Raw genomic sequence first — 2,325 nt, 5'->3', positions numbered from 1 at the left:
GAGGGCTTTGTCCCATTTTAGATATAATTTCTCAACTTTGACCCCTCTGAATGTGAGATGGTCAATACTAAATCCCTCTAGCAAAGCGACAAACGTGAAAAAGCCAAGAAAAAAAGTAAAAACTAAAAAAAGCAGAACACTCTTATGGGTTTTTGGAATTATTTTGGTGGTGATTGTATCTTTCATGACTTACCTGTTTTCATCCGTTACATCACCCAAAATCGTCTATATACCGCAAGGTTCCGTCTTTAAAAGTATATCACACCTCCAAAGCGAAGGGGTAAATCTTTATAAATTTGATGCGTTTATTTTACGATTATTAGGACAGCCTCAGCAAGGGTGGATTGATATCAAAGAGGAGAAAATGAGCCGAATCGAGTATCTTTATCGCCTCACGACGGCAAAAGCGGCAACACGCCAGATTACATTAATACCGGGTGAGACGAGTATTATATTCTTGGAACAGCTCTCAGAAACTCTGTCGCTCGATAAAGATTTATTGGTGTCGGCGTATGAGAAACACGCCCCTTATAAAGAGGGGAACTTTGTCCCTGATACCTACAGCATACCGAACGGAATCAGCGAAGAAGATTTGATTATTCACCTCCTTAATGAATCGGACAAGAAAATGCAACGATGGGCTGAAGAGCTTAATACACCTTTTGAGAAGGAAAAATGGTTACAAATTGTAACAAAAGCATCCGTTATACAAAAAGAAGCAGCATCGCTCAGCGATATGCCCTATGTAAGCTCCGTTATTGATAATCGGATAAAAGAGGGGATGCGTCTCCAAATGGACGGTACCTTAAATTACGGAGAATTCTCTCATCAAAAAGTGACCGCTCGTCGTATACGAACGGACAGAACTCCCTATAATACGTATAAAAACAAAGGTTTGCCACAATATCCCGTATGCAACGTTTCCAAAGAAGCAATAGCTGCCGCACTGAACCCCGCCGATACTAATTACCTCTATTTCGTACGCGGCAAGGATGGTGAGCATATCTATAGTAGTTACTTTTCTACACACCGTAAAAACATAGTAAATGCTACAAAATGAAACATATTTGGAACTTCTTCTCCCCTTTAGGGCATTAAATAGAAAAAAACTCTCGTGAGAGTGTTATGATGCTCGTATAAAAAAAATGACAGGAGAACCTGATGGCAAAAATCATTTGGTCAGTAATTGATGAAGCTCCGGCACTAGCGACTTATTCGCTACTTCCAATCGTAAATGCATTCACACAAGCAGCAGGTGTAGAAGTCATAACAAGTGATATTTCACTTGCAGGGCGCGTAATCGCAACTTTTCCAGAAAGAATGAGCGATGCTCAACGCATTCCTGACAATCTTGCTCAGTTAGGTGTTATTGCAACTCAGCCTGATGGTAACATCATTAAACTTCCTAATATTTCTGCTTCGATTCCACAGCTTAAAGCGTGTATTGAAGAGCTTCAATCTCAAGGTTACGATCTTCCTAACTATCCGGAAGAGCCTAAAACAGATGAAGAAAAAGAGATTTTTGCACGTTATGCTACATGTCTTGGTTCAGCGGTTAATCCGGTTCTTCGTGAGGGTAACTCAGATCGTCGTGCGGCGGTTGCGGTTAAAAACTTTGCAAAGAAAAACCCACACAAACTACGTGCATGGGATGAGGGTTCAAAAACTCGTGTTGCCCACATGAACAGCGGCGATTTCTATGCGAATGAGCAATCAATCACGAAAAAAGGTGATGGTAAAGTTGTTATTTCTTTGAACGGAAAAACCCTTAAAGAGATCAATGCGGTTGATAGTGAAGTACTTGACGGTACCTTCTTGAGTGCAAAAGCATTACGTTCATTTTATGCTGATGCGATTGCGGAAGCAAAAGAGAAAAATATCCTTTGGTCTATCCACCTTAAAGCAACGATGATGAAAGTATCCGATCCGATCATGTTCGGTCATGCGGTATCTGTCTTCTTTAAAGATGTATTTGAAAAATACGGAGCAGATTTCAAAGAGATCGGTGTTAACCCGAATCTCGGTCTTGGTGATTTATACAAAAAATTGGCAAAACTCCCTGCTGATAAAAAAGCGGAGATCGAAGCGGCTATTATGGCGGTTTACCCAACTCAACCGGCTATGGCGATGGTTGATTCTGATAAAGGGATCACGAACTTACATGCATCAAACGACGTGATCATCGATGCATCACTACCGGTTGTAGTACGTGACGGTGGCAAAATGTGGGATCCGGCAGGGAAAGTACAACAATGTATCGTAACAATCCCGGATCGTTGTTACGCAACAATGTACTCAGAGTGTATTGAAGATTGTAAGAAAAAC

The 2,325-nt window shown here is 41.0% G+C and carries 3 protein-coding genes; 2 read left to right on the top strand and 1 reads right to left on the bottom strand.

All coding sequences use genetic code 11. The annotated features are described in order from the left end of the window. Positions 1 to 186: hypothetical protein (locus A2517_RS00575; protein WP_294893421.1), on the bottom strand; the 186-nt coding region annotated here is incomplete at its 3' end. Here A2517_RS00575 and mltG point away from each other — a divergent pair. Further along, entirely contained in the window at positions 185 to 1,060 is an 876-nt protein-coding gene (gene mltG / locus A2517_RS00570) for an endolytic transglycosylase MltG (RefSeq protein WP_294893420.1), read from the top strand. The two genes, A2517_RS00575 and mltG, sit on opposite strands and share 2 nt — an antisense overlap. Before the next feature lie 101 nt (positions 1,061 to 1,161). Then, the coding region (locus A2517_RS00565; protein ID WP_294893419.1) for an NADP-dependent isocitrate dehydrogenase at positions 1,162 to 2,325 on the top strand (1,164 nt) is incomplete at its 3' end.

Source organism: Sulfuricurvum sp. RIFOXYD12_FULL_44_77, assembly GCF_001830725.1.
Taxonomy (GTDB): Bacteria; Campylobacterota; Campylobacteria; order Campylobacterales; family Sulfurimonadaceae; genus Sulfuricurvum; species Sulfuricurvum kujiense_A.
This window is presented reverse-complemented; position numbering and strand designations above follow the sequence as displayed.